We start from the raw sequence: 22,060 nt of genomic DNA on the forward strand, positions 1-22,060 counted from the left end.
TGCTATGCAGGGTTTTTTTTCTTTGTGTGCTTTTCATTTAAAAAGTGAAATGGTACAGTAAAAGAAAGAGGAGGAAAAAATATGATTCAACGCTTTATAGAACTCGGAGAAGGCTACTCTGATTTATATGAATTACTTGAAATTGCCAAAACAAATCAAGAACGTATAGCACATATGTTACAATTTGAAACGATAAAAAACGATAAAAAAGTGTGTTCGCTTGTTGTAATATTAAAACCAACTACTACTGGTGATTTCCAACCATTATACATATGTCGTGAAGGCATTCCTGTATTTGAAAATAAAAAAAGTAAACGTGTCATTTTATTTGAAGAAACGGCAGAGCAACTCGGAAAAAAAGTGGCTACTTTTACTGTAAAGCCATCTACAACTTTCCCAGAAAAAGAACTATTTTTTAATCATTTAATTGGCATTTTACGAATGAACAATTTCATTCCTCCGATGAAATAACACTTTATTTCAATTAAAAAATCCCCCGCTAAACTTAGCAGGGGATTTTTTCTATTAGCTATAATCGTATTCTTTTGCTCGATCAGGACGGGAATTTTCAAATTCCGTTTTTAAATACGGGCGATACGACTGTTCTATCTTTTTCACAAAAGGAAGTTTGTTCAACTTATGCATCATATGCTCAATTTGTTCCATGTCACAATATACTACAGCATATTTTAATCGTTTTGATATGTAATGTATGTTACCATATTTCCTTAAAATCTTGGCATGTTTCAATGAATGTAAATAAACAATCATACTTTGTCGTTGCCCGAACATAATCTTCTCCATCTTCTCCTTTTAAAAACATATATTTTATATTCTATGAAAACCAATCAGAAATTTATAACATTACAGGACAAACTCTGTATACGTTTTCTTCCAACTTCTAAAAAACGGGGTACATCACCCCGTTTTTTTACAACCACAACCTCCGCCAGTACCACAACCTCCACCACAGCCACCAGCATCAAAGAATGGATTTCCTGTTGGTACTTTAATGGAAGAAGACACTTCCGAACCGATTGCTACACTAACTTCATCTAATAACTTCTGCAAAGCAGTTTCTGCTCTTTTAAAAGCTGCAACCTTATCATGTAAGTCCACAGAACGCTTTAATTCTCTCATTTTCATTGATACGGTAGTGTAGTCAGGATGGTATTTTCCAAAACGCTGTACTTCCTCATACCGTTCTTTCATCGCTGTAAATTGCTGAATTAACGTCTGAAGTTCTATATCTTCATGTAATTCTCTATAATACTTACGATAATCTTCTGCTATATCTGAACAGATAATCGCTTTTGCAAGCTGCTCTGCCTTATCTAATATTAATACGCTTTCTAGCGTCGCTACAATCATGAGAGACACCTCCGAGTATCCATCATACCACATTTAGATTAGAACTACTAATTGAAGTGACTTACTCAAAAGAAAGATATAATGAAACTATTTTCACACTATATCCGTACACACTTATACATTAATATGTTCCGCTATATTATATTTAAGAACATCCCATTTCCCACTATTTTGTTTCACATAACTAATACACGCATTTTTTAATGGTGTCTTAAATGTAATTTCATCTGGTTCAATGGCATGTAAAATTGCTTTTATCGCGTGTGAGTGAGCAACAATAATAATACGTTTGCCAAAATGAGTTGTTGCAACATCTTCTAAAGCAGCAAAGCAACGAGCTACAATCTCTTCATCTTGCTCCATACCTTCTACTTTACCCTCAGCAATCAACTCTCTAACAGTCGCAACTGGCTTCCCTGAAGCTTCTCCAAAATTCCGTTCAACAAATCGATCATCTAATAAAATCGATTGTAATCCAGCCGCCTTTGCGATTTCATTAGCCGTTTCTTGCGCTCTAATTAACGGGCTACTTATAATGATATCCCACGTTTCTTCTTGTAAAGCAGCTGCACTTTGACTCGCTTGCTTCTTACCAACTTCATTAAGCGGAATATCTTCTCGCCCCTGAATAATTTCTTGAAAATTCCAATCAGTTTGTCCATGTCGTACTAAACAAATTTCCGTCATGCTGCAACTCCTTTTTAAATAATCAATCTCTATTGTAACAAAAGTCCTGCATGACGGACATATTTTTCACTTGCAATTAGGTTGCATTTTGTTGCTTCATATACTGAAACATATCAATCATGATCGAAGCAACAGCCAATTGATTTTGAAATTTTTCCACTTTATCTGGTATTGTTTTTTTGAAATGTTGCATCGCCGCTAACTCAAAAGCCTCTTTTTCTTCAGGATTTCGTGTTAATTTTCTATACCAGTACGGTTGCTCTCTAATATAGCGAGATAAATCCTCATCAGCCTTTATAAACTCCATAATTTCTGCTCTCATCATCTTTCCCCCCTAATCCTTTTGAAAGAAAAACGGGTTATTTTCTGAAGTACTTTGTTCTTGCTGCGTACGGTTACCTTGAAATTGCTGAATAACTTGTTGCACGCTCCCAATAGCACTCGTCACATTGGCTAAATGGTTCTGCATTTGTTCCACGTCCAACTTTTTAAAAAAAGAAAGCATTTGCCCCATCACATCAGCAGTTTTTTCCTCTTCAGTTCGATTATCTTTTTCTTTTTTATTTTCTTTTACCGAAGAAAACGCAGGCGCTCCATCCGGTCTATAAGTTGCCCATATTGGATCTTCTTCACCAAGTAAGTACCATTCTTCATAAAATTGTTGCCAAGTTTTGTGACCATTTCTAACCTCATGAACCATTTTAGGGTGATGGTTTACAAATTCTTTAAACTGTTGAACCGATGGATGTAACGGCCCTTTTGTTGTTGGCATAATCCTCACCTCTCCATGTATATCTACTATATAGTAAGAAAAAAAAGGCACATGGTTCGCCTATTTTCAGACGATTCATGCACCTTTTTTTCTGCTATTTGCATACGGTCAGATTCCCACCTACAATTCAGTGAATACGAAGTAACTAATTAGGTGATGTAACACCCCACCGCTTACAGTTTCGCTTTATTTTCGAATAAAGTTTTGTGTATAAAATTTATCGTATACACCAACACCTAATCCTGTAAATTGTTCATTTAATAAATTCTTTCTATGCCCCTCACTATTTAACCAACCTTGCACTGCCGCAATTCCATCACTATGTTGCGCCGCTATGTTCTCACCAGCAAGTTGAAATCCTACTTTCCCGCGCTGCAATCGATCTCCTAGCGTACCTAATGTAGGTGAGTCATGAGAAAAATAATTATTGTCTTTCATATCTTTACTGTGACCAACAGCAACATCTGCTGTTTCCTGATCCCATGTTAATAATGATAATTTATGACGACTTCGAATGATATTTGTTAAATCAAAAATTTGTTGCATATTCCCATTTTCTACTTGTTTTATTTTTTCTGGAGTCAATGGTTGTTCTGCTATTAATTCACCTGAATAAACGAGCTGATACGGTCTTTGGCGTAATAATGTTTCATCATCCATATAACGAACACCCACAAGCTCATGTGTAAATTGATCAAAATACAATTGCGCCCATCCATCTTCTACAGGTATTAACGGTTGTTCCATGACTTCGGTATCAGATAGTTCAAATTGATAACTATTTTTCCCTCTTTTTAACGCAATTTCATGCGAAGGCGGACTTTTTTTATATACTTCTTCATATTTTTCATTTATATAATAAGGTGGAACCTTAACTTGTTCACCAGCAGCATACGCCGTTACAACTTTACGTTCAGAAACTCCAAATTGAGCATACTGAGTTAAATCCTGATTGTATACCCACCATTCATATCCGTATGCAGACGGCTCTATTCGAGAGGGTTCTCCCCACTTCGCCAATAAATTTTCAGAGTCTTCACCAATCATATTTAAAACAGTGTCTGAGGAGTCTTCCTTAATTTGCTTTTTCTTTTTCACAATTTTATTTTCTTGCTTTGATTGAGATGGGGTTAATATATATTGTGAAACGAGTAATTTTCCGTATAAATCAACAGCTAAAATTAAAAATGTAATCATTACGATACGCAATAATTTCTTCAAACGATATACCTCCTGAACAAAACATAAAATTGAGATATACACAAATCCTTTTCTTTCTTTTTGTGTGTACCGTACTCTTTTCACTATATCATATTTTCGTGAAAAAAGTCTGGATTATCCCTTTTCTCTCAATATGAATTGCACTTTCTTATTATTCATACTATTATAAAAATAATGGTGTAACATTAAAAAAGGAGGTATTATATGCAATTTACAAATACGAAATTTAATGGAGCCGTCGTTGAATTAACTCTTTTAACTGAAATCATGGAAAACAACCACTTCGTACTTGCTGGACAGTGGGATTATGAACGGGTTACATACGATTATAAATTTGAAATATTAAAGGATATTTATTATTTACGAGTGCAAGGAGTTGCTGTTGAAGGTGACATCGGCAGTAGACACGCTGAAGTAAAACTACTCCCCCCCTTATTAGGAAAACATTATTATCCTCACGGCGTTGAATATGGCGATGATGAGACTTTCCCAACGAATGTACTTCAAAAAAGTGAACAACTCCTACAAAATGTCGAAAAAGAGTTAAAAGAACTTCAAATTATTGATTAACAAAAACAAGCGCATCAATATGATGCGCTTGTTTTATTTCCCTTCCCTAAGAATGAATCGTTTTTTTTACTGGATATCCATAAATAGATCCATCTTTTACTTTAATCTCATCTTCCCAAGGAACCTTATATTTACCTTCAGCTAAATCTTTTATAAACGTATATGGGTTTTCTTTCACCCCACCAGGAGTTGCTACATATCCTCTTGAACCTAGATTATATATATTATTTTCTAATCCCCATCCTAATCTAGCCTGATCTGCTAGTTCTGGATATACTTCAGCAGTAACAATCTCCCAAGGATTTCGATGCCCCTGTACTAAAGTAGTCCCATCAAAATTACATACTTGTCCTTCACCAAAGTAATAAAATACACCATCATAACCCGCTAAGTTTACCGACAATGTATACATTAAATTCTGCCATGCATTTGAACGATTGGTTAGCATCCATTGTTCACTAACTTGTGTGCTATATCCAGAAATACGAATCAAGACATTTGCACCTTTATAGGCCGCTTCACGAGCTACTTCAGGGAACATGCCATCATGACAAATACAAACAGCTAATTTACTTCCTCCAGGTCCAACACAAACAGGTAAGCCTAAATCTCCAGCTTTCCAAGGCTCGACTGGTACCCAAGGATTTAGCTTACGATACTTCAAAATCATTTATGATGATAGGTAAGGCTTTGATGTAATCTCCACCTTTTCCCCCACCTCACACCGTACGTGCTAGTTTCCTAGCATACGGCGTTCCATCGTTTCCAACTGACTTTAAAATCAAATTATGTTACTATCGGTTCATTTCCAGCTTTAGTTCTTAGCACATTCAGTTTATCCATTTGTTTCTTGTTAAGTTTAAAAGACCGAAGGTAATGTGTAATCTTATTAAGATTCGTCATGTGAATCAGTTTGTGTATAAACCAATCTACAATTACCAAGTTGTTGTACTTGTCATCCCCACCTTGTTTAATGGGAACAATGTGATGACAATGAACACGTTCAATACCAATTTCCTCACCAGTTACATAACACTTACCATATTGAGCAACGTATTTTGATATCCTATTATCGTTGTACTCAATACTTTTATTCTTCGAATAAGTCCTCATAACTTGGTTGAGAACATCCTTAGGTATTGCCTTAAGATTACTATGTACTTTATTACGCCCCGTTTCCGTATAGTTACAGATAACCTGCGAAAAATTCCACGGGTTTTTATGATGTATTCCTGTAACTGGTAAGAGTGGAGTGTTCTGTACAGCGTAAATCTTAGTGTTGGGTTGTATTCCTTTGGTCTTCCTTTTAAAATTCACAGATGTTTCACAGAACTTCATGTGCTTCATATTGTTTCTAAGTCTGGTTCTTATGACTCTTCGCAGAGAGTAATTTACCTCCGTTAAATCCATGTAAATTGTAACCGCATATTTAAAGTAATTTTGTATACCAAGAAGGGTTGAATTAAATTGAGTAACTTTCTCTGAAGTCGGCTCCTTTTGAATTCCTTTGATTCGTTCTTTTAGTTGTCTTTTAGCTTTTGTAATAGCTTTGTCGGACATACTGGTTTTTGCAATATATCCAAATTTAGCTTTACCTTGTTTAACCACTTTGATTTTGAATCCAAGGAAAACTGACGAGTTTTTCTTGAGATTAACCACTTTGGACTTTTTGGGGTTAATTTCTAATCCCAAGCGGGATTTGAGAAAATCAACTGTCGCATGATAAAAGCGTTGTGCTTCATCATAAGTCCGACACATTATTTTGAAGTCATCCGCGTATCTCACTACATAACCACATTTTAGATTCGTGTACTTCCTAGCATATTGTCGAAACCCTAAATGCCGAGTAGAGATTCTGTGAGGTTTGTAGGTTTCCCATTGGCTACTTATCCACCAATCAAGTTCATTTAGAACAATGTTGGAAAGTAAAGGAGAAATAATTCCTCCTTGCGGAGTACCCTTATTGGGAATACCCTCTCCTTCTATCTCAGATTTAAGGATTTTTGAAATAACACATAGAAGTGATTTGTCTCTTATTCCCAGAGTCCACATTTGCCTTAATAGCTTTTTGTGGCATACATTATCAAAGAACCCCTTAATGTCAATATCAACACAGTAGTTTTGGTGACCTATGTTAATAAGACTTACAACTCTACTTAGTGCATGGTGTGTACTTCTGTTCGGTCTAAATCCATAACTATGGTTATGAAACTTAGCTTCACAAATAGGTTCCAATACTTGGAGGATAGATTGTTGTACTAATCTGTCCCAAATTGTTGGAATCCCCAGGGGTCGCTTCTTATCACTGCCCTCTTTTGGGATAAGGACTCTTTTAACTGCTTGTGGTTGATAGTTATTTAATCGTTTTCTAACTTCATGAATAATCTTTGTATCGTTTAGGTGCCAAATATCTTTAATGGTTAAATTGTCAACTCCAGCCGTGTTACTCCCCTTATTAGTTTTGATGTTGCGGTATGCTAATCTAATATTTTCTTCCGAACCGATAATATCAATTAATTTATAGAAATTGTTACCATTAAGGCTATTAGAATATAACTCATCATACTTTCTTTGCATGTCGTAATATTCACTGTGCCTTAGTTTAGTTTTCTTTAACATGGGCTGTAACCTCCCCTTATTTACTGGAGGTTTACATCTCTTTAGTCTTACTCGAAACCATGTCAACCATAAGTAACAGTCAGTTTTCAATCGACTAGTGGCTATCCCTCCACGTTCATTACACGTTTCATAGGTACTGTGCCACCACTTTCACTGTCATAAACCTAGGTTATACAATTTACAATTGTTTTCCCTAGAACCACTTCATCGGAAGCAAGCCCTCAGTGTTGACAGCTTACCACGTTCCGTCATTCCTATCTGTGCATATACCGTTAGGTTTCTCCTATGAGCCTGCTACCTTGATATTGCCTGTAACAATATATGGACTTTCATAAAGGCGAGTTTTACTCATCCACAGTAGCGACACTAATTGTGTCAGTAAGCCTTTCGACTTACTTCCGATATAGACCCGTACCATCAGAGATTCGTCCGCACATACCATACTCTATTGGTTCATAGTGCATACTAACCATAGGTAATTTATAGACTTCCGGTTTATAGGTTACACCACCCACCTCTGAGTGACTTTCGTATCCTATAGGATTACGGTAACTCTCAACCGACTTCACCGAGCTTCATACAGTTCAGTTCTTGCTAACTTCACTGCATGTCGGAGTATTAAAGGAAGCCCTTCAAGGCGTTACCCTATCATTTGACTTCTTGGAATGACAGTTCACTGTTGAACTGTAAGTTCGACAATGCCTAAGCTTTTCACTTAGGAACGTGTCGCACCACCTTGTGGATCAATAATAACTGCTGTATTATATGGCTCTCCACCACCAGGATTTTTTTCCATTATCGAAAAAACACCATATACTTTAGATTCTTTACATGCCTCAGCAAATAAGTCGGTTTCTGGCCCAGGCACTGTACATAAAAATTCTTCTGTGGTCCATTTTTTTGTATTGAGCCCTTGTGTACTATATTCAGGAAATACTATTAATTCTAATCCAGGATAACCTGATTTGGTCGAATGAATTGTTTTTATGATTTGTTGAATTTGTTTATCAATGTCCGCACGTGACTCTACTACTGGTACTGGATATTGAATTAGTGCTGTCAAAAAACCACTAATCGGCTTTACCATACTTCCACTACTACCCATTAAAATTCCCCCTTAAAATAGTTCGTGTTTATTAAAGATAACAATATATATTTGTAACTCTCTAAAAAACTTGCACTACATATGGAATTATTACGCATGAAAGCTAGTAGTAAATTTTATATCCACTTTTAGTACACGCCTACACTAACTTAACATAAAAAGTCAGAAAATTCAACCTTCTTAAAAGGAGCTAAAACTAAAAAGAAAAAGCGCATGGAATCCCATACACTTTTTCACTTAGTCTGTAAATACGGCGGCAATTGTTGCAACTGCTCCTTATCCTTTTCACGTTCTCTACGTGCCCACCTAAAGAATACATAGCCTATAATTGTACCGTACACTATTTCCTGGACAATTTTCATTATGATACCACCAGTTTGCTGGTCTTGTACAACTGGCATCCAGTGCAAAAATTCTGGTCCCGTTATATTTAAATCTGATAAAGTGCCCGCTGGTACACATAGTTCCATCGCTTTCATCCAAGCAGCCGGATCCGTATACGTTGCAAATAACGGGGCTGTCGCAAAAATGATTAACGCACAAGCAGGCGTTAATAATATACCGTTAGCAAACATATAACCAAGTTTCTTTATATCACTTAACGTTTGATATTCTGGTAATGGATTTAACATCGGCCACCACATCATAATTGCTGTAAAAAACAATATAGCTAAACAAATAGGATGAGCTATTTGACTTTGTTTTACTGTATCAAAAACAACTGGTAAATGATAAAAAGAAAACAGGCCGTTAAATACAAACAACGCAATAAGTGGTTTAGCAAATACCTTTAATATAATTTGAACGAACTTAAAAGAAGTAATGTAACGATATAACCAAATCGGTATACCAAGCAACAGTAACGGTGGAACTGCAATATACATGACTGCCATTTCAAACATATGAGCACTAAATATAATATGGCCAATTAAATCAATAGGCCCTCCCTTTACAAAATACAAAAGAACAATACCAGTCGTAAAATAAAAAATTTGCTTCTTACTTACCTTCGTCGCATTTTCAAATCGCATTCTATATGGACCAATAATTAAGAAGTACCCAATAAGAATCGACAGCATAAATATTAAAAAGATTGGACTCCATAAAGCCTGAAATCCAAATATCCACAAGTTACTCATTTTCACACCTACCTTCGTAAGGTTATCCATAATATGAAGAGGGAGCTGTGACAACACAAGCTCCCTTATTTTTCACTTTTCAAATCCAGACGATTGTCATAAATGCTAAAATTGTAATTAACCCTATTAGCAGACCAGAGTATAGAAAGAAACTTGCTGCTTCATGTCCTTTATGACTCATATGCATAAAATAATACAATTGAAAAATTACTTGTACCACTGCTAATAGTAAAATAAATGGAACAGAGAAAGTCGGACTAAAAGTTTTTGGATACGCCACTGCTACAAATGCAACTAATGTTAAAAAAATCATTAATGCAAACGTAATAACTTGATGCTTCATTTCCTCCGCACTTTTTCTCTTCCGATAAACAAGATCAACTTTAGGATTATTCGTTTGCTTTATCGCCATTGTTTATCCCACCATTCCCATTAAATATACTACAGTGAAAATAAACACCCAAACTACGTCAATAAAGTGCCAATAAATCGATGCAACATAAAACTTTGGTGCATTGTATAAATTTAGACCTCTCTTCGCATTTCTAAAGATTAATGTTAAAATCCAACATAACCCAAACAATACGTGGAGTCCATGTGTACCAACAAGAGCATAAAACGCAGAGCCAAACGCACTACTTCTCATAGTATGCTTAAATTCATGTGTATAATGATAAAACTCATATATCTCAAACCCTAAAAACCCTAAACCTAGCAATACAGTTACTAGTAACCAAAGTTGCATTTTCTTAAAGTTAAAGTTTTTCATGTGATACATCGCATATACACTCGTTAAGCTACTCGTTAATAAAAGCATCGTCATAATGAAAACGAGTGGCATTTGGAACATCTCTTGAGATGTTGGTCCACCATTTGTAGAATTCTTTAACGCTAAATATGTGCCAAATAAGGAAGCGAACAATACTGTTTCGCCTCCAAGAAATAACCAAAAACCGACAAACTTATTTTTCCCTTCAAGGGTTGCTTTTTCAGGCTCTGCTGGAAATGTTTCATTCGTTAATTTTTCATCTACATGCATTATGCCTTGCCCCCCTTATCATCTAAATCTTCTTTATGAATATGATATCCATGATCATCGATTACTGAACGTAGGAACATTGCGCCAAATGTAATGATTAAACCAATAATTGCTACCAATAACCAGAACTTATCTTTTCCACCCTGCATATACATTGCACCAAATGCCGCTATAAACAATCCAAAAGAAATGACAAATGGTGAAAACGAAGGATTTGGCATATGAATATCACCAACTGGTTCCGCTGCTGTCATCTCTTTATTACCTTCACGTTTTTCAATCCAAAACGGATCTAATCCGCGAACAAATGGTAATTGTTTAAAGTTATATTCTGGTGTCGGTGCTGGCATTGTCCATTCTAATGTACGTGCATCCCACGGATCACGACCAGCTTTTTCTTTTGATACTGTCGTTTTAATTACATTGAATAGAAGAACAATAGTCCCAAGAGCCATAAACACCGCTCCAATAGAACTAATCATATTCCCCATTTCCAACCCTTGCCCTTCAAGATATGTGTAGTAACGGCGTGGCATACCAATCAAGCCAAGGAAATGCTGAATAAAGAACGTTAAATGGAAACCAATAAAGAATAGCCAAAACGTTATCTTTCCTAATGTTTCATTTAATACTTTATTAAACATCAGTGGCCAATAATAATGAGCTCCTGCAAGTAAACCAAATACAACACCGCCAACGATTACATAATGAAAATGTGCTACTACGAAATAGTTATCATGAAATTGATAATCAGCTGGTGCAGATGCTAGCATAACCCCTGTAACTCCACCCATTACGAATGATGGAATGAAAGCTACTGCCCACATCATTGGTGTCGTAAAACGAATACTTCCGCCCCACATTGTAAAGAGCCAGTTGAATATTTTGATACCAGTCGGAACCGCAATCGCCATTGTTGCAACTGAGAAAATAGCATTAGCAACTGGACCAAGTCCAACAGTAAACATATGATGCGCCCATACCATAAATCCTAAAAATCCAATTAATACAGTCGCAAACACCATCGATGAATAACCAAACAATCGTTTTTTCGAAAATGTCGCGAAGATTTCTGAGAATATTCCGAAAGCTGGGAGTATAAGAATGTATACTTCTGGATGACCGAAAATCCAGAATAAATGCTCCCATATAATTGTATTCCCACCCAATGCTGGATTAAAGAAACTTGTTCCAAATAAACGATCTAACATTAAAAGTCCTAATCCTACAGTTAACGGTGGAAAAGCGAATAATATAAGCGAAGATGTTACAAATGTCGTCCATGTAAACATCGGCATACGCATATACGTCATTCCTGGCGCACGCATATTAATAATGGTGACAAGGAAGTTAATCCCTCCAATTAATGTACCAATACCTGAGATTTGCAAACCGAGTACATAGAAATCAACACCATGACCTTTAGAAGCTAAAGCTAAAGATGCATAAGATGTCCATCCTGCATCAGGTGCTCCACCTAAAAACCAACTTAAATTTAAAAATACTCCACCAAAGAAAAATAACCAAAATCCGAGTGAATTCAAAAACGGGAACGCTACATCACGTGCACCAATTTGAAGTGGTACAGCGGCGTTCATAAATGCAAACACGAGTGGCATAGCTGCGAGGAAAATCATTGTTGTACCGTGCATCGTCAATACTTGATTATAAGCATCCCCAACAAGAAAAGCGTTGTTAGGAATCGCTAATTGAAGGCGAATAAATAGAGCTTCTATTCCGCCTATTACAAAAAACAATCCACCTGCAATTAAATAGAGAATGGCAATCTTTTTATGGTCTACTGTCGTTAAATAATCCCATATGACAGCACCCATCCCCTGTTTTTTTGCTACAGAACTCACGTTTTCAACCTCCCCTTCGCGAATAATCCCTCTTTACTTTTCAACTTTTAACGTTTGTAAGTATGCATTTAATGCATCAATTTGATCATCCGTTAAGTTGCCATATTTGCCAGTCATTTTGTTTCCTGGCTTCATATTTTCAGGATCTTTCAGCCATTTTTTTAAGTTTTCTTCATTGTTTTCGGCAATACCGGCAACCATATCGCGATCCGCAAAGTTTGCTAAGTTTGGTGCGATACGAGCGGAAGGTGGTCTACTATCATTAGATCCAACTGCGTGACAACCAATACAGCTTTTATTAAATATTTCTTGGCCCTCTTGCGCCTTTGTTGAAGCTACTTCTTTCTTCCCATCAATCTTCTTCATATCAGCAAGCCAATTTTTGTACTCGCTTTCATCTAAAGCTTTCACTTTAAATTGCATTAAAGAATGTGATGGGCCGCAAAATTCTGTACAAAAACCATTATAAGTGCCCGATTTATCTGCCTTTAACCACATTTTGTTCACATTGTCTGTATTTGTATCCATTTTCCCAGCTAAAGATGGAACCCAAAATGAGTGTTTAATATCGGCACCCTTCAAATTTAAATACACTTTCTTACCTGTGGGGATGACTAAATCTTGCGAAGTTACTATCTTTTCTGATTTATAAGAAAATTCCCACCAATAAAGATTCGCTGTTACATCAACAACGATAGTATCTTTATCAATATTCTTTTTCTCCATCGCACTTACATCAGCAAGTTTGAATGTATATGTAACCGTTGGAACAGCTAAGATTAGTAAAAGAATAATCGGAATAACTGTCCATATAATTTCTAGCTTGTGATTTCCTTCAACTTGCTCTGGAATATAATCTTCCTGACCTTTCTTTTGTCGGAAACGCACAATTACATACAAGAAAATAATAGTAACTACTAGTACTACTCCTACCATGATTGCACTCGCCAGTAGAAGTAAATCATATTGCATTTTTGCTACTTCTCCTTGCGGAATTAAAGTAGATTGAAAGGCTTTACCGCATCCCCCTAACAGTAAAGCCAGCAGTGAAACGAACGAAAGCAGTCGCCACTGTTTCTTCATACAAACAACCCCCACTTTCCTTGTGAATTAGATTGTACTTTATAGTTAAGTAAAGTAAATCTCAACGTAAAGAAATCCAATTATGTCGTTGTCTTAGAAGAATGTAACTACAATCATTGATACAAATAAGATTGTTAAATAATTTAGGGAATAAACAAACATTTGCACGGACCATTTTATGTCATCTTTCTTACGGAATCCATAAAATCCTAAAACGATCCATCCGATGTTAAGCAGTGTTGCAATTACCATAAATGTTATCCCTAGTCCACTCATATAAAATGGTAGTGGTAATAAACATACTGTCCAAATCATAATTTGGCGTTTCGTAATTTCAAATCCATGAACTACAGGAAGCATTGGAATTCCTGCATTTCGATATTCATCAACACGTTTCATCGCTAATGCAAGGAAATGTGGGATTTGCCAAATAAACATAATTAAAAATAACATCCAAGCAATTGGATGACCTAAAGATGGATCGATTGCTGCCCATCCAATTAAAGGTGGAACTGCACCAGATATACTACCTACAACAGTATTTAGTGTATACTTTCTCTTTGTCCATAAACTATATAGAACAACATATGTGAAAGCACCAATAAATCCCATTAAGACTGCCATTGGTGTTGTTAATAATAAAAATACAAAACCAAGAAGTAATATGACTAGTCCAAATGTAAGTGCAAATCCTGGTTTATACTTTCCAGTAACCGTTGGACGGGTCTTTGTTCTTTCCATTAATGGATCGATGTCTCGATCAATGTAGTTGTTTAAACAACATACCCCTGCCATAACTAATCCAGAACCAACGATTGTAAAGAATAACTTATCCAGATTGTCCATTACACTTAATCCATTAAAGTGTAATGCCAACCAAAATCCTGTAAATACAGTAAGTGTATTTGAGTTTACAATCCCCATTTTAACGAGTGCTTTTAAATCTTGTATCCGAGTTGTTTCCGGTACACTTGTAACAGCGGACTCATCATGCAGCTCACTTGTTGCATGGTTCATCACTCTAACCCCCTCTTAAAACTTTCATCTTTCTTTTTGCGCCTATTTCAAATGAAATAATTCGCTTCTATATAGCAATATTATTACAGTAGAAACATTGTTAACCCATTCTACTACTAATCTACGCCCATACTCCAATATATTAAATCATATTTCCCGAACATTTTGTGAAGAAAACATGAACTTTTTGTGTCGAATATAAAAAACTTCATTCTGACTTGTCCTTATCATAACATGATGTTACCTTCTATAATAAACTATTTTATCCTATTTAACACGTATTCTCCCCATTTCTTTTCAAAACAGCCTATTTTTCACCTAAATTTTTCCTTACGAACCCTGTTTTTACACCTTTTTTCTCCCCCTTTCCTTTCCCCTCCATTTCTTTGCTATTTTATTATTTTTTATATATCATAGGAACTAGCGCGTTTTATTCTATACATAATGGAATGAAAATATTTCGCAATAACTTCATAGCAGAAAGATGGTGAAAGAGATTGCAACGCTTTATTAAATGGTTAGCAGTCATTACAAGCCTTGATTTATTAATAGTTTTATTAGGAGGCGCTTTAGTTACAAAAACAGGTTCTGGTCAAGGTTGTGGTAAATCATGGCCACTTTGTAACGGTGAATTTGTTCCATCTAATTTATCAATGGAAACTATTATTGAACTTAGCCACCGATTAACATCAGGATCAGCTGGAATTCTTGTCACTCTCCTTTGTATTTTGTCCTGGAAATATTATAAACATGTGCGTGAAACAAAAACGTTAGCAATTTTATCCTTCGTATTTTTAGTTGCACAAGCATTAATGGGAGCAGCAGCAGTTGTTTGGGGACAAATGCCAGCTGTACTTGCTATCCATTTCGGTATTTCCTTAATTTCATTTGCTTCTGTCATTTTATTAACGTGTCTTATCTTTGAAATTGACCAAAAATTTGATGCACGTTCTCTTATTATGGACAAAAAAATGAAATTTCATATTTATGGTGTAACAATTTACAGTTATATCGTCGTCTACACAGGTGCTTTAGTACGTCACGAACGAGCTAGCTTAGCCTGTCCAGACTTTCCTTTATGTAGCAAAAACAGACCTATGCCAACTCAACTACATGAATGGGTTCAAATGGGCCATAGAGTTGCAGCAATGTTAATTTTCGCTTGGATACTTTACGCGATGATTCTCGCTATTCGTCATTACAAACAGCAACCTGTAGTATATTGGGGATGGATCATTTCATTTATCCTTGTTACACTTCAAGCTGTAGTAGGAATTTTAGTTGTATTTACAAACGCTAGTTTAGCAATGGCATTGTTACATTCTCTATTCATTTCTTGCTTGTTTGCCGTACTATGCTATTTAGTTATGTTAGGAACAAGAAGTAAAATGAATGCAAAAGAAGCCGGATCAACTTCTAAACAAACAAAATAATTTAAAACTAAAATCCCTTGCCAATTCGGCAAGGGATTTTTTGCAATAAAGAAAAGAGCTGTATTTACACAGCTCTTTTCTTTATTTTAGTGATCTAATTCAATAAGTAAATCACCCGTTTGAATTGCATCACCATCGTTAACATATACTTTTTTCACTTTACCATTGAACGGCGCTTGAACTGTCGTTTCCATTTTCATCGCTTCTGTAATTGCCATAGAATCGCCTTTTTTCACTTCATCGCCTTCTTTTACAACTACTTTAATTACCGTTCCTGGCATTGTTGCACTAATGTGATTTGGATTTTCACGGTTTCCTTTCACACGTTGTGCAACTGTTGCTTTCACACTCTCGTCTTTCACGACAATTTCACGTGGTTGACCATTAAATTCCAAGTAAAGGACACGATTTCCATCCGGCTGTGGTTCTCCAATTGATACAAGTTTAACCATCAATGTCTTACCTTGTTCAATTTCCACATCAATTTCTTCACCTAGTCTCATACCATAGAAGAATGTCGGTGTATCAAGTACAGATACATTTCCATAAAGCTCAGCAACTTTTTCATAGTCCATAAATACTTTTGGATATAATGCATATGCAACTACATCAAAAATTGTTACTTCGCGTCCAAGTTTATGGAATAATTCTTCTTTTAACGCGTCGAAATCTACTGGCTCTAGTAGTTCACCTGGTCTTACTGTTAACGGCTCTTTCCCTTTTAAAATAATCTTTTGCAATTCTTTCGGGAAACCACCGTACGGTTGACCTAAATCACCAGAGAACATTTCAACAACAGATCCAGGGAAGTCCAAAGCATGTCCACGCTCTAAAACATCTTGTTCTGTCAGGTGGTTTTGAACCATAAATAACGCCATATCGCCAACAACTTTTGATGATGGTGTTACTTTTACAATATCTCCAAACATGTCATTCACACGACGGTACATTACTTTCACTTCATCAAAGCGATCTCCTAAACCAACCGCCTTCGCTTGTTGCTGAAGATTACTATACTGTCCACCTGGCATTTCATGCATATATACCTCTGTGTGAGGTGCATTCATACCACTTTCAAACGGTGCATAGTATTTGCGTACATCTTCCCAATAATGAGATAGCTTTTCTAAAGAATCGATATTAACATCTGGTTGTCTTTCATTTCCACCTAGTGCATAGAATAATGTGTTCGCACTCGGTTGTGACGTTTGACCAGCCATAGAACTCACTGCTACATCGACAATATCAACACCTGCTTCAATTGCCTTCGTATACGTTAATATACCATTTCCACTCGTATCGTGCGTATGCAGGTGAATCGGAATCGATACCGTCTCTTTTAATGCTGAAACTAAATCATATGCTGCGTTTGGTTTTAGTAAGCCAGCCATATCTTTAATACCTAAAATGTGAGCTCCCGATGCTTCCAACTCTTTTGCTAAGTTTTTATAATAATTCAAATCATATTTACTACGTAATGGATCATGAATATCTCCTGTGTAGCACATTGTTGCTTCTGCAATTTTACCAGTATCTCGTACAGCATCAATTGCAACTCTCATACCTTCTACCCAGTTTAAACTATCAAAAATACGGAACACATCAATGCCTGCTTGAGCAGAACACTCCACAAATTTTTGAATTAAATTATCTGGATAGTTTTTGTAGCCAACTGCGTTTGACGAACGTAGTAACATTTGAAATAAAACGTTCGGCATTTTTTCACGAAGATCTAGTAATCGTTCCCATGGATCTTCTTTTAAGAAACGATACGCGACATCAAACGTTGCACCGCCCCACATTTCAGCTGAGAATAGGTTTGGTAACATTCTCGCTGTTGGCTCTGCAATTTGATGTAAATCTTTTGTACGAATACGAGTTGCAAGTAATGACTGATGTGCATCACGGAATGTTGTATCCGTTAAAAGTACACGGTTTTGATCCTGTACCCATTTTACTAATCCATCTGCTCCACGCTCGTCCAAAATTTGTTTCGTTCCATTTTGGATTGGCTCTGAATGTTTTAAACATGGAATACGAGCATCTGGGAATATTGGCTTTTCTTTTTTCCCTACTCCTGGGAAGCCATTTACTGTTACTGAACCAATATAATTTAACATTTTCGTTCCGCGGTCTTTACGTTTCGGGAATAAGAATAGTTCAGGTGACACATCAATAAACGAAGTATCATATTCTCCTGATAAGAAGTTTTTATGTTTTACTACATTCTCTAGGAATGGAATATTTGTTTTAATACCACGAATACGGAATTCTTTTAAGTTACGTTCCATTTTTGCAGCAGCTTGCTCAAAAGTAAGTGCCCAAGTTGTAACTTTTACAAGTAAAGAATCGTAGTATGGTGTAATAACTGCACCTTGGAAGCTATTTCCTGTATCAAGACGCACACCAAAACCACCGCCTGATCGATACGCCATAATTTTTCCTGTATCCGGCATAAAATTATTTAGTGGGTCTTCAGTTGTTACACGAGATTGGATTGCAAATCCGTGTACAACCACTTCCTCTTGCTTCGGCACACCTACCATTTTGCTATGTAATGAATGTCCATCAGCTATTAAAATTTGTGATTGAACGATATCTACTCCTGTAATCATTTCTGTAATCGTATGTTCTACTTGAACACGTGGATTTACTTCAATGAAGTAAAACTCATCATCTTTTACAAGGAATTCTACTGTTCCTGCATTTAAATAGTTTACATTTTTCGTTAACTTCACAGCAGCATCACAAATACGCTGACGCAAATCATCTGAAAGTGATACACTCGGTGCTATTTCTACAACTTTTTGATGACGACGTTGTACAGAACAGTCACGCTCGTATAAATGAACAACATTGCCTTCTTCATCTGCTAAAATTTGTACTTCTATATGTTTAGGTTTTTCAACGAATTTTTCGACGTAAACTTCATCATTACCAAAGGCTGCTTTCGCTTCTGATTTCGCTCGATTATATGATTCTCCTAATTCCTCACTAGTACGCACAATACGCATACCACGACCGCCACCACCAAGGGACGCTTTAATAATAATCGGGTAATCATACTTTTCAGCAAATTTTTCGACTTCTTCTAATGAATCTACTGGACCATCACTACCAGGTATAACTGGAATTTGTGCTAGCTGCGCTTGTGTTCTTGCTTTCACTTTATCTCCAAACATATCTAAATGTTTACTTTTCGGACCGATAAAGATAATTCCTTCTTCTTCGCAACGTTTCGCGAATTGAATATTTTCTGACAAGAAACCATATCCAGGGTGGATTGCATCTACATGATTACTTTTTGCAATCTCAATAATGCCTTCAATATCTAGATAAGCATCAATTGGTTTTTTTCCTTCCCCAACTAAATAGGACTCATCGGCTTTATAGCGATGATAAGAACCACTATCCTCTTTAGAATAGATTGCAACTGTTTTTAATCCTAGTTCCGAACAAGCTCGAAACACACGAATTGCAATCTCTCCACGGTTAGCTACCAATACTTTTTGAATACGTTGCAGCTTTGTCATGATTTTCCCCCTCTACTTTCCTACCACTCTAGAGATAAAATATATACACACCTTAAAAAGCGTGAAGTTCTTCACTTTCCACATTATATTATACTTAGAAAGCTTCACTTTATTTTTATCCATCATACCTTATTTTTTAACAAATGATAAGTTTTCTGTGCAATTTGTTTCACAAAAATAGTATAGCATACCTCTTCCTTTTCTAACAACTTAATTGTATATCACATTCAACTTAATGTGATATATCTTTTAACTGAAATATATATTAATACATCACATTTAAAACTACTTAAAAATAAAAAACACATTATGCTCTAAAGCACAATGTGTTTTTTATTTTACAACTACAAGATGTGGTCCATTTTGTTCTTTTTCTTTTATTACACTATTCTGTTGTTTTTCTTCTCGTTTTACATGACTAGCAATATTAAGTAGTATTCCCATCGCAAGTAGATTAGCTATTAAGGAACTCCCGCCATAACTAATAAACGGTAAAGGTACTCCCGTAAGCGGTATTAATCCAGACATACCACCAACATTAACAAAAGTTTGCACTCCCATTAAACTTGCAATTCCGATTGCAATTAAACTTCCAAACGGATCTTTACATTTTTGAGCAATCCTGAATGAACGAATAATAATAAGTAGCAAGCAAATTAAAATAATAGCTACACCAATAAAACCTAACTCTTCAGATATAATAGCCATAATAAAATCTGTTTGCGGTTCTGGTAAATATCCATATTTTTGCACACTATTTCCTAATCCCCGACCATTTAGCCCTCCTGAAGCAATTCCAATAAAAGAATTTACCAATTGGAATCCATCATTCTGAGGATCATTGAATGGATCAAGGAAAACTGAAAAACGTGCCTTTTGGTAACCACTTAATTTATAATTAGCCAGAAAATATAGCGCCGGAATCCATACTATAGAAGTTAAAACAATTCGTTTAATCCATAAGTTAATCCGTACCCCTGAACAAAGAAACATAATCCCGACTGTTCCTGCAATTAACAAATCGGTACCTAAATCATTTTGCTTTAAAATTAAAAACATTGCCATTCCAACAAAACCAAGTGTAAGTCCCGATCCTTTAAAAACAGGTGTATTTGTCTCTTGTCTTCTTGCAAAAAAGCGAGCTAATATAATAATAATTGATAATTTAACAAATTCAGCCGGCTGTATACCTAATATCCAACCTTTTGCACCATTTATTTCCTTACCAAAAATCAAGGCTGCTGCTAGTAAAGCAATACTTCCTAGCCCCATTGCCGATAAAATTATTCGTTTCCTCCAAAACTTATAAGGTAATGAAGCCACAATTGCTAACAATACCGTTCCAATAGCTAAAGTTATTAATTGTTTTTTAAAAAAGTAATTTGCTGGCCAGTTATGCCTCGAAATCGCAACAATGGAACTCGAACTATATACCATTATAACTCCCAGCACACATAAGATAACAAGAGGAAGTACCAATGAATAATCCATTGATTTCCATACTTTTTTCATTTCATTTCCTCTTTCTGTTTCAATTTAATTATTGTTGTATTCCATATGTACATTGATTCTTCCTGCTTTATTATACAAATAAAAAGCTCAAACTAATTTAGTTTGAGCCCCCTTATTTGAACCCGTTATTGTTGTTTGTTTGTAAACGCTTCATGAAGTGCAGATAACTCACGTTCGAGCTCACCTAACATTGCTTTCCCTTGTTCTTCTGCAATAAGACCAAGGCGAACTGCAAAATCGACCTCGCGGGATAGTCCAAACATTTGTGTGTCTAACACTTCTTCATATAATGGACATTGCGGCATTGTAAGATGGTCCATTTGCACCTTAATAAGTCTTAAAATCTTCTCTGCATCCGCTTGTAGAAGGGCTAGTGCCTTTTCCTGATGATTTGCTACTGTCTCAGACGCCAAATTGATTCCCTCCGTTTCCGTCCTACTCTCCTCTATCCTATCTATTAATATTAGCGATAGTTTTCATAAATTGCAATAGAAACATTTTTTGTGACAACAGTGTCTAATACTATTATACTGAAAAGTGGGAGTATAACACAAATGGGGGAAGAACAATGAGCGAAATTTTATTTATTAACGGAAAAGTACGTTTTCCAATCACTATTGATCCAACTGTTTGGATCTTTGATGATCGAAAAGTAGATTTGACAACTTACTTTGATGAAACTAGAGAAAACACGTCTGAACTAGAAACTTATTTAAAAAACACTTCAGAACATTGGGATCGCGAAATTCGTGATGGTGCCGCTTTTCCTCCAATACAACAAAGTGTGAAGAAATATAAAAAAGAACAGCTGATTACTGGAACATTTGGTATACCATTTCATCCATTCCTTGCTAACGCTGAAATTTTAGAGGGCACTACGCAAGTTGAAATTGAAACGGTAGATCATACAATGACACTTCCATTAGAAACTGTCAAAAATGCTATACTAGGCTTTTCAAAAGAAGGAAAACCATTAAAAGAAGACGGACCTGTTCATCTCTATTTCAATGATGGATCTAATCGACAAAATCCAATCCGGAACATCCGTAAATTTACAATTATTTAAAGAAAAGGAGTGAGCTTAAGCTCACTCCTTT

At 35.9% G+C, this 22,060-nt stretch carries 20 protein-coding genes and 2 pseudogenes; 4 read left to right on the forward strand and 18 right to left on the reverse strand.

Features of this window, described 5'->3' with window-relative positions:
• Window positions 1-81 precede the first annotated feature (81 nt).
• A complete protein-coding gene (locus tag NZ044_RS19330; RefSeq protein ID WP_000616017.1) occupies window positions 82-471 on the forward strand; it encodes a DUF7147 family protein in 390 nt (129 codons plus the stop codon).
• A gap of 54 nt (window positions 472-525) precedes the next feature.
• Here NZ044_RS19330 and NZ044_RS19335 read toward each other — a convergent pair whose 3' ends face one another.
• The 6 genes from NZ044_RS19335 to NZ044_RS19360 form a co-directional block, all read right to left on the reverse strand.
• The gene (locus NZ044_RS19335) at window positions 526-792 is read right to left on the reverse strand and encodes a YlbG family protein (RefSeq protein WP_002082261.1); all 267 of its coding nucleotides are present in this window, start codon (window positions 790-792) and stop codon (window positions 526-528) included.
• Window positions 793-918: 126 nt separating this feature from the next.
• On the reverse strand, window positions 919-1,371 hold the full coding sequence (locus tag NZ044_RS19340; RefSeq protein WP_000634361.1) for a YlbF family regulator: 453 nt from the start codon (window positions 1,369-1,371) through the stop codon (window positions 919-921).
• A 114-nt stretch (window positions 1,372-1,485) separates the two neighbouring features.
• Window positions 1,486-2,058, reverse strand: a complete 573-nt coding sequence (locus NZ044_RS19345) for a histidine phosphatase family protein (protein WP_000134944.1) — start codon at window positions 2,056-2,058, stop codon at window positions 1,486-1,488.
• A 76-nt stretch (window positions 2,059-2,134) separates the two neighbouring features.
• Entirely contained in the window at window positions 2,135-2,380 is a 246-nt protein-coding gene (locus NZ044_RS19350) for a YlbE-like family protein (RefSeq protein ID WP_001200990.1), read from the reverse strand.
• A 12-nt stretch (window positions 2,381-2,392) separates the two neighbouring features.
• Window positions 2,393-2,830 (reverse strand): YlbD family protein, encoded by a 438-nt coding sequence (locus tag NZ044_RS19355; protein ID WP_001143333.1) that lies wholly within the window; start codon window positions 2,828-2,830, stop codon window positions 2,393-2,395.
• 186 nt (window positions 2,831-3,016) lie between these two features.
• Window positions 3,017-4,051, reverse strand: a complete 1,035-nt coding sequence (locus NZ044_RS19360; protein WP_000735371.1) for a CAP domain-containing protein — start codon at window positions 4,049-4,051, stop codon at window positions 3,017-3,019.
• Window positions 4,052-4,255: 204 nt separating this feature from the next.
• Here NZ044_RS19360 and NZ044_RS19365 point away from each other — a divergent pair, with 204 nt between their 5' ends.
• The gene (locus NZ044_RS19365; protein WP_001160945.1) at window positions 4,256-4,621 is read left to right on the forward strand and encodes a YugN family protein; all 366 of its coding nucleotides are present in this window, start codon (window positions 4,256-4,258) and stop codon (window positions 4,619-4,621) included.
• 46 nt (window positions 4,622-4,667) lie between these two features.
• Here the strand turns inward: NZ044_RS19365 and NZ044_RS19370 are convergent.
• The 9 genes and pseudogenes from NZ044_RS19370 to ctaB all read right to left on the reverse strand — a co-directional run.
• Window positions 4,668-5,291: pseudogene (locus tag NZ044_RS19370) on the reverse strand (formamidase); the annotation flags it as partial.
• Between the two features lie 116 nt (window positions 5,292-5,407).
• On the reverse strand, window positions 5,408-7,240 hold the full coding sequence (gene ltrA / locus NZ044_RS19375) for a group II intron reverse transcriptase/maturase (protein WP_252598036.1): 1,833 nt from the start codon (window positions 7,238-7,240) through the stop codon (window positions 5,408-5,410).
• Between the two features lie 733 nt (window positions 7,241-7,973).
• Window positions 7,974-8,345, reverse strand: a pseudogene (locus tag NZ044_RS19380) (nitrilase-related carbon-nitrogen hydrolase); the annotation flags it as partial.
• A gap of 233 nt (window positions 8,346-8,578) precedes the next feature.
• Window positions 8,579-9,484, reverse strand: coding sequence for a cytochrome c oxidase assembly factor CtaG (gene ctaG / locus NZ044_RS19385; RefSeq protein WP_041488175.1), 906 nt, complete (start codon window positions 9,482-9,484; stop codon window positions 8,579-8,581).
• 79 nt (window positions 9,485-9,563) lie between these two features.
• A complete protein-coding gene (gene ctaF, locus NZ044_RS19390; RefSeq protein WP_000985703.1) occupies window positions 9,564-9,896 on the reverse strand; it encodes a cytochrome c oxidase subunit IVB in 333 nt (110 codons plus the stop codon).
• A 3-nt stretch (window positions 9,897-9,899) separates the two neighbouring features.
• The gene (gene ctaE, locus NZ044_RS19395) at window positions 9,900-10,523 is read right to left on the reverse strand and encodes a cytochrome c oxidase subunit III (RefSeq protein ID WP_000557861.1); all 624 of its coding nucleotides are present in this window, start codon (window positions 10,521-10,523) and stop codon (window positions 9,900-9,902) included.
• The gene (gene ctaD, locus NZ044_RS19400) at window positions 10,523-12,358 is read right to left on the reverse strand and encodes a cytochrome c oxidase subunit I (RefSeq protein WP_153577875.1); all 1,836 of its coding nucleotides are present in this window, start codon (window positions 12,356-12,358) and stop codon (window positions 10,523-10,525) included. The genes ctaE and ctaD overlap by 1 nt, the downstream gene beginning before the upstream one ends.
• 60 nt (window positions 12,359-12,418) lie before the next feature.
• On the reverse strand, window positions 12,419-13,468 hold the full coding sequence (gene coxB, locus NZ044_RS19405) for a cytochrome c oxidase subunit II (RefSeq protein WP_000745273.1): 1,050 nt from the start codon (window positions 13,466-13,468) through the stop codon (window positions 12,419-12,421).
• A gap of 93 nt (window positions 13,469-13,561) precedes the next feature.
• On the reverse strand, window positions 13,562-14,485 hold the full coding sequence (ctaB, locus tag NZ044_RS19410; protein WP_001015054.1) for a protoheme IX farnesyltransferase: 924 nt from the start codon (window positions 14,483-14,485) through the stop codon (window positions 13,562-13,564).
• A gap of 497 nt (window positions 14,486-14,982) precedes the next feature.
• Here ctaB and ctaA point away from each other — a divergent pair, with 497 nt between their 5' ends.
• Entirely contained in the window at window positions 14,983-15,918 is a 936-nt protein-coding gene (ctaA, locus tag NZ044_RS19415; protein WP_001188739.1) for a heme A synthase, read from the forward strand.
• A gap of 86 nt (window positions 15,919-16,004) precedes the next feature.
• Here the strand turns inward: ctaA and pyc are convergent, their stop codons facing one another.
• The 3 genes from pyc to NZ044_RS19430 all read right to left on the reverse strand — a co-directional run bounded on the left by pyc (window position 16,005) and on the right by NZ044_RS19430 (window position 21,376).
• A complete protein-coding gene (gene pyc, locus NZ044_RS19420; RefSeq protein WP_086390518.1) occupies window positions 16,005-19,451 on the reverse strand; it encodes a pyruvate carboxylase in 3,447 nt (1,148 codons plus the stop codon).
• A gap of 333 nt (window positions 19,452-19,784) precedes the next feature.
• Complete coding sequence (locus NZ044_RS19425; RefSeq protein ID WP_098505692.1) at window positions 19,785-20,963, reverse strand: FtsW/RodA/SpoVE family cell cycle protein; 1,179 nt, start codon at window positions 20,961-20,963, stop codon at window positions 19,785-19,787.
• A 125-nt stretch (window positions 20,964-21,088) separates the two neighbouring features.
• Window positions 21,089-21,376 (reverse strand): YlaN family protein, encoded by a 288-nt coding sequence (locus tag NZ044_RS19430; protein WP_000135694.1) that lies wholly within the window; start codon window positions 21,374-21,376, stop codon window positions 21,089-21,091.
• A gap of 155 nt (window positions 21,377-21,531) precedes the next feature.
• Here NZ044_RS19430 and NZ044_RS19435 point away from each other — a divergent pair, with 155 nt between their 5' ends.
• Complete coding sequence (locus tag NZ044_RS19435) at window positions 21,532-22,029, forward strand: hypothetical protein (RefSeq protein ID WP_016077289.1); 498 nt, start codon at window positions 21,532-21,534, stop codon at window positions 22,027-22,029.
• The last annotated feature ends 31 nt before the right edge of the window (window positions 22,030-22,060 follow it).

Source organism: Bacillus sp. FSL K6-1338 (assembly GCF_038006965.1).
GTDB classification, from domain to species: Bacteria; Bacillota; Bacilli; order Bacillales; family Bacillaceae_G; genus Bacillus_A; species Bacillus_A thuringiensis_S.